Source organism: Oribacterium sp. (assembly GCF_057249185.1).
The window spans coordinates 1-6,964 of record NZ_DBHIGR010000120.1 but is presented as its reverse complement, the minus strand read 5'-3'; the positions used below and the strand labels follow the sequence as shown (position 1 = coordinate 6,964).

Sequence of the window (6,964 nt, the reverse complement as noted above, 5' to 3'; positions counted from 1 at the left end):
AGAAGCAAAGACTTAAGGAAAGAATTCCCAGCAACAGGAATAGGGCTGATGGAAGTCCCAAGGGCATACCGAAAAGCTTTCCGAAGAAAAGAAGAACAAAGAGCAGTCCCAGTCCTGCCAAAGCGAAAAGCACTGCCGGAGAAGTGCCGGACAGCTCCCTTTCGATTCCGGCCTCTGCACCAACATTCTCCCCGCCGATTTTTTCTACACCGACTTCCGATACTTTTTCGATTTCCTTTTTTATAGAACGAATCTGTTCCTGAAGGGACTGCATTTCCTCCTTCCAAAGGAGTGCTTTCTTCTCCTCCGGAATCTCGGAAAAACGCTCCTGATAGTACCACTTTAAAGCATTTTCATAACGATACTCCGCCTTTTCCCGTTCTTCCTTCTTCTGGGCATAGGACATCCACTTCCCCAAAGAATCCTTTTCCGAAATCCTTTGGCTAAGCTCCTCCTCCAGAGCCTTTCCCTCTTCCTTCCGCTTGTCTTCCTTTTCTGTAAGAGCAAGCACTTCCTTCTCTATAGAAAGAACTGCATTTTCCAAAGCCTCCTTGCCGTAAAGACCGGAGGACAATTCCTCCTCCTGCATCTTTAATTTGAAAATGTTTCCGGTGCGACGGTTAGGAGACAGGGCATTGATACCATCCTTAAGAATCGTCTGCACCTGCTGGAACTTCTTCATATCCTCCTGATCCTCCGCCACATTGCCAAGCTTGGCATGCATACGGGAGTTCATGGAAAAATGAAGATCCTCGTGACTAATCATACAAACTCTTTGAAAAGACTCTGCATCCAAAGAAAAAAGTTCTTCTCCGATATTTTCGGAATAATCCTTGGACTCCTTCCCGCTGTCCTCATCAAAAAGTCGGAAGCTGTCCTCAGACTTCTTTAAGCCGAAGCTTCTTTCCAGACGATAGCGCTTCTCTCCGATACGGAAAATAATCCGGCCACCAAAGGATGCTCCCTGAAAGGGCATATAATGCTTACGCTCATTTTCCTCCAAGTCCTGTTTTCTATCGCCGGAAACCCCATAGAACATCAGCTTAAAAAAATAAATAAAGCTGGTTTTTCCATAGCCGTTGTCCCAGAGGAAGCTGTTCTTTCCGGGAGAAAAGGAAAAATCCGCATCCTTCCATTTTCCGAATTGGGCAATGTGGCATGCTTCTATAATCATAGTTCTCCTCCCTGCAAAAGCCCCATTCCTAAGGCAATGATTTCTTCCTGTTCTTCCTTGGAAAGATTATCCGCAGCGGCCAGCACCCGCAGAAACTCCCCCTTCAGGCTCTTCTCCTTCATGGCTTCTTCCCGATTCCAGCTAAGCTCGCTCTCATCCTGTATTTCCAGGAAAAATACGCTGTCCTGAAGCTGTAATTGCAGGTAACGAAGATTTCTCTCCTGCTCCAAGCCCTTTTTTCCTTTTAAAATAATGCGAAGGCTGTCCTCTTTGGAAATGCCGGCCTTCTCCATTTCCGCTTCTATCTTTTTCAGGCAGGCTAAAGTGCCCTCATCTTCCAAAAGCTCAGTCTCCAAAATCCGGAACTCCCCTTGCTTAATGGGAATAAATTCCTTGTGAATTTCCTTCTTCTCTTCTTCGACCTTAAGATACAGAAATCCCCTTTCCCCTTCCTCATCAAAGCCTCTTCCTTGCAGGCAACCGGGGTAAGCCCAAAGGATCCCATTATTTAACTTCCCTTCGCCCCCCTTATGGATGTGCCCCAGGGCAATATAGGACAAGGGAAGCTTTTCCAAGTTTTTAAGGAAAATGCCTTCCTCCCCCTGCAAGCTATCCCCCTTGGGTGTTCCCTGATACAGGGCACCATGAAGCAGGAGGATATTGCAGTCCTCTTCTTTCAGCTTTAGAAACTTGGATTCTTCCTCCGACTCAGTTTCATTTTTGCTTGGCGCTTCCGCTCCACGTAAGGTTTCCTGTCCTACGCCTTGCTCAACAGCTTGTCCGGTTCCCTGTGTAGCCCCTTCATTTTCTCCAAAGGAAATATCCTTGGTGCCGTATTCCACTCCTGCCAAAAGTAATCTGTCGTTTAAACGGTATTTCTTCCCTTTATCCGAAAAAAGAAAGAGATTTTTCGGCAGATTTTCCTGATAGCGGAAGGTATTTTCCGTGTCATGGTTTCCTCTTAAATAGAAGAAAGAAATCTCCGGATGCTCCGAAATAGTGGATAAAAAGAAGTCCATGGTTCCATGAGAAACCACCGGACTGTCAAAAAGGTCGCCGGCAATCAAGATTCCCTGTACCTTTTTCTCCACAGCAAAGGACAGCAGCTCCTTCCAAGCCATAAGCTGCTTTTGTCTCCTATTTTCCGCCTCTTCCTTGGTAAAGCGGGAGCGAAATGCACTGTCCAAATGCAAATCTGCGGTATGAATGAGTTTAACCATAGGGGAATTCCTTCTTTCTTGATTTCTTACTATTATAACATCTCAATGGAGCGCTCCAAAATGCCTGTCATCTTTGCCATAGCCAGTCCGTAATTACAAATGGGAATCTTCTTTCGAAGAAAATCCTGATAACGACTCTCCACTTCTTTTTCACTAAGCATACAGGCGCCGCAGTGAATCATTATCTTCACCCGCTTCTGTTCCTCCTCCGGCAAAAATCCCTTTCCCTCCGAGTACACGAACTGAAACTTCTTTCCGGTATATTTTTCCAGCATCCGTGGAAGCTTTACCGTTCCGATATCTCCGCACTGCCGATGATGGCTACAGCCCTCTGCAATGTAAACCCGGTCTCCATCCTTCAAAGTAGAAAGAATGTCACAACCCTCCAGGGCATAGCTTAGAAATCCCTTGTATCTTGCCATCAGAATGGAAAAGGAGGTCAATGGCATAGTCTTCGGAAGAATTTGATTCACCTTGGAAAATGCCTGAGAGTCCGTAACTACCAGCTTGATTTTATCTCCCAAATTTTCCAGAATCTTCGGAAGCTCCTCCACCTGGCAGACCAGGGGAATTCCATTATAATCTAAAATGTCTCGAATCGCCATTTGTTGCGGTAAAATCAGTCTTCCTTTCGGAGCGGATTCATCAATAGGCGTCACCAATACCACAAAATCTCCCGGCTCCACCAGACCGTGAAAGAGACGTTTGTTCTCTTCCTGTAAGCTTGCTAAGGGTGCAAAGGCATTCTTTACTGCTTCTACCCCCTCCTTGGTTTCGGAAGATACTAAAAATATTCCCTGAAAGGGCAGATCCTTTTTCCGGGAAATCCGGTCCTCTATCCATTCCTCTATCCACCCTCTTTCTTCGGAAGAAAGTTTATCCGCCTGGCTTAATAAGAGGAATGCAGGAATTTTATTTTCCTGAAAAAGTCTAAGGTAGGAGGCCTCTTTCTCCGGCAAGAAAAGCTCTCCCTCCTGCCCCTCAATCTCTGACAAGAGAGGGCCTTCACCCTGCCCATCTTTCCTTGCTAGCAGAAAGTCCTTGGCAGGAAGAAATAAGAGAGCAATATCCGTTTCCCGAAGCACCTCTTTGGTTCTTTCCACCCTCTTGCTTCCCAGCTCCCCCTCATCATCAAATCCCGGGGTGTCAATCAGGAGCACCGGCCCCAGAGGAAGAATCTCCATGGATTTCCGCACCGGATCGGTAGTAGTACCTAAAGTCTCCGAAGTAAGGGACAATTTCTGTCCTGCAATGGCATTAAAAAAACTGGATTTTCCCGCATTTCTCCTCCCGAAAAATGCGATATGAATCCGCTCCCCCTGAGGGGTGTCCTGTAGACTCATCTTTTTCTCCTGTTATAAAAAGTCTTGGCTATAGCCCTACGCGCTGAAGGAACTTCCTCTACGTACAGACTGTAAAAAATCAAAAAAATTTTCTAATCAATAAAGGTCTGAAGTTGGGGCACGTTCAGACTTCCCTGCATTCAGACCTTTATTGCCGAAGCTACTCCTAAATTATCTATAGCCTGTAATTTCTTTAGAAATAAAAGTCTCTCTTATTGGACTCGTAAATATTACTGATGTGATCCTTGGCAATGTTCCTTCGTTTTTCATTGGGGATGGTAAGAAGCTCTTTCTCGATTAAGTCTTCTCCGCACTTCTTGGTACCCTCACTGGCATAGTCGGTGAGGAACTCCGCCAAGGTCATAAGCGCATTGGGATGGCAACAGTTTTGAATCTGTCCGGATTTGCACAGCGCCATAAAGCGATCTCCGGTTCTTCCTTCCCGATAGCAGGCGGTACAGAAGGAAGGCAGATACCCAAGATCCATCAACCATTTTACCACCTCATCCAGGCTTCTCTGGTCGGAAACATCAAACTGCTCCGTATCATGGGGACGCTCCTCCTCGGAATAGCCTCCTACAGAGGTTCTGGATGCTCCGGAAATCTGAGAAATACCGATGGATAAAGCTCTTCCTCTAACCGCTTCGGACTCTCTGGTGGAGATAATCATACCGGTATAGGGCACGGCAATCCGAATGCAGGCAATGATTTTCTCAAAAATCTCATCATCAATACCATTGTCAAACTGGCTGGGATCTATATCTGAGGCTCTCTTCAGTCTGGGCACGGAAATGGTGTGGGGTCCTACACCGTGTACTGCTTCCAAATGCTCCGCATGCATCAGAAGTCCTGCAAACTCATAGCGATACTTGTCCAAACCGAAGAGTACGCCGATGCCTACGTCATCGATACCGCCCTCCATGGCTCTATCCATGGCTTCCGTATGATAACGATAGTCATGCTTCGGTCCGGTTGGGTGGAGCTGTTCATAGCTTTCCTTATGATAGGTTTCCTGGAACAGGATATAGGTACCGATACCGGCTTCCTTAAGCTTACGATAATTTTCTACGGTGGTTGCCGCAATGTTTACATTGACACGGCGGATATCTCCATTTTTATGATGGATACTGTAAATGGTTTTAATACTCTCCAAAATATACTCAATGGGGTTATTAACAGGATCCTCTCCCGCCTCTAAAGCCAGACGCTTGTGCCCCATATCCTGAAGGGCAATTACCTCTTTACGAATCTCCTCCTGGCTAAGTTTTCTTCTGGCAATGTCCTTATTCTTCGCATGATAAGGGCAGTACACACAACCGTTTACGCAGTAATTGGAAAGGTATAAGGGTGCAAAAAGCACGATACGATTCCCATAAAAGGCCAGCTTAATCTCCTCCGCCAATTTAAACATTTTCTCGTTTAAATCCGGTAATTCGCAAGCCAATAAAACCGAGGCCTCCCGATGGCTCAAACCATCGCAATGGACTCTGCCCTTCTCATCATATACCGGCTTTGCCTTTTCCAGGATTGACTCTATATAAGCCCGGTCATTCTTATGCTCATCGGCAAACGCCAAAGTTTCCAGGATTTCTTCATGGGAAATAAATTCTTCTGCTTTAGTTGATTTTAGATTATAGATTGTACTCATAATACTCCCTTCTTCCGGTTCGAATTCCTCTTTAGGAAAATGTGTTTACGTTCCGTTCAGATTGGAAGGCATAAATGCTTTCACCTGATTAATAGACTATTTGATTTTTCTTATGCTTCTACTTTTGCTTTCTTTGCATCTCCTCTATCCACCAGAAGCTTGGCGCCCACAGACTCCATCCTTCGACTTAAGCAGGCACGACACTGAGCCGCCTCATCTCCGGTACAGATTTTGTTGTCATAGAGAAGATATTTTTTTCGCACTGCCGTGGGAGACAGATTGGGCATCAGAACATTTGCCCCTGCTAAAATTCCCAGTTCTCTTCCTCGTTTATCGATGGTTCCCAGAGCTGTGGTAGCGGGAATCAAGAGATTCGGTTGAATCAAACGAAGCATGGAAAGGAGAAAAAGGGTGTCCTCCAAACTGCCCTGCTTTTCCTTTGCGAAAATGGTGCTGTGCTGGGGAATGAATGGGCCAATCCCGCACATATCCGGCTTGAATTCCTGTATAAAGTACAGGTCCTTCGCCAAACTTTTACTGCTCTGCCCAGGAGAACCTACCATGAAACCGCAGCCCACCTGAAAGCCGATGTCCTTTAGGTCCTGAAGACAACGCATCCTGTTTTGAAAGGATAATTCCTTGGGGTGGAGCTTCTGATAATGGGCTTCATCCGCTGTTTCATGCCGAAGAAGATAGCGGTCTGCTCCTGCCTGAAAATATTTTTCATAGGATTCTTTGGATTTTTCCCCAATGGAAAGGGTGACGGCGCAATCCGGAAATTCTTCTTTGATTGCCTTTACAATCTCTACGATTCGCTCATCCGTAAAGTAAGGATCTTCCCCTCCCTGTAAAACAAAGGTGCGAAAGCCCAGTTGATGCCCTTCCCGGCAACAGTCCAAGATTTCCTCCTTCGTCAGGCGATAGCGCTCCACCTCTTGATTTTCCCTCTGAATCCCGCAGTAGTGACAGCCGTTCTTGCAATAGTTGGTGAACTCGATTAATCCTCTGGTATACACCCCATTGCCGTAATACTCTTCGGTACAGTCCTTCGCCAGGTTCTTCGCCAGCTCCTCATCCTCTTTCGTCCTATTCGAAAGAATCAGCTCATATTCTTCCAAAGACAAATGATGGTTTTTTTGCAGCTGACGAAGTAAATCTGCTACTTTACTTGCTGGCATAGGCAGTTTTTACACTGATTTCCGGGATGTTCCCAATCTTTCCCGCCAAAGCGGAAATCGTGTCGTTGGGGGCATCCAGAGCGATGGATACAATGTTTACTCCCTTCTTCTCATAGGGTAATCCCATTCTCCCTACGATATAGTCCCCATATTCATGAAGAAGATGATTCAGCGTATCCACGGACTCGCGATTCTCCACAATAATCGCCATGACCGCAATTCTGCTTTCCTGTTCCATAATTGAACCTCCTTTTAGATATAGTTCTGTCTGATTATTTTATCATAATGCCAGGGGAGAGGCTATAGGGGAGTTTCCAAAATTACGCTTCAATTCTAAACTCCAAAAAATGCCCCAAAAGTTCCTCTGCCGGTACAGCGAATTCCTCTGCAAGCTCCTGCAA

The 6,964-nt window shown here is 45.9% G+C and carries 6 protein-coding genes; all 6 read right to left on the bottom strand.

Features of this window, described 5'->3' with window-relative positions; genetic code table 11:
* Positions 1-1,174 (bottom strand): ATP-binding protein (locus tag ACO4PX_RS07345; protein ID WP_485572138.1); only part of this gene is annotated, 1,174 nt, incomplete at its 3' end.
* On the bottom strand, positions 1,171-2,394 hold the full coding sequence (locus ACO4PX_RS07340; RefSeq protein ID WP_485572137.1) for a metallophosphoesterase family protein: 1,224 nt from the start codon (positions 2,392-2,394) through the stop codon (positions 1,171-1,173). The genes ACO4PX_RS07345 and ACO4PX_RS07340, both read right to left, overlap by 4 nt.
* Positions 2,395-2,426: 32 nt before the next feature.
* Positions 2,427-3,737, bottom strand: a complete 1,311-nt coding sequence (locus tag ACO4PX_RS07335; protein WP_485572136.1) for a GTP-binding protein — start codon at positions 3,735-3,737, stop codon at positions 2,427-2,429.
* 193 nt (positions 3,738-3,930) lie between these two features.
* Positions 3,931-5,385: a [FeFe] hydrogenase H-cluster radical SAM maturase HydG gene (hydG, locus tag ACO4PX_RS07330; protein WP_485572135.1), complete on the bottom strand. Its 1,455-nt coding sequence runs from the start codon at positions 5,383-5,385 to the stop codon at positions 3,931-3,933.
* Between the two features lie 110 nt (positions 5,386-5,495).
* Positions 5,496-6,563: a [FeFe] hydrogenase H-cluster radical SAM maturase HydE gene (gene hydE / locus ACO4PX_RS07325; protein ID WP_485564585.1), complete on the bottom strand. Its 1,068-nt coding sequence runs from the start codon at positions 6,561-6,563 to the stop codon at positions 5,496-5,498.
* Positions 6,550-6,801: a TM1266 family iron-only hydrogenase system putative regulator gene (locus ACO4PX_RS07320; RefSeq protein WP_007157078.1), complete on the bottom strand. Its 252-nt coding sequence runs from the start codon at positions 6,799-6,801 to the stop codon at positions 6,550-6,552. The genes hydE and ACO4PX_RS07320 overlap by 14 nt, the downstream gene beginning before the upstream one ends.
* Positions 6,802-6,964: the final 163 nt, after the last annotated feature.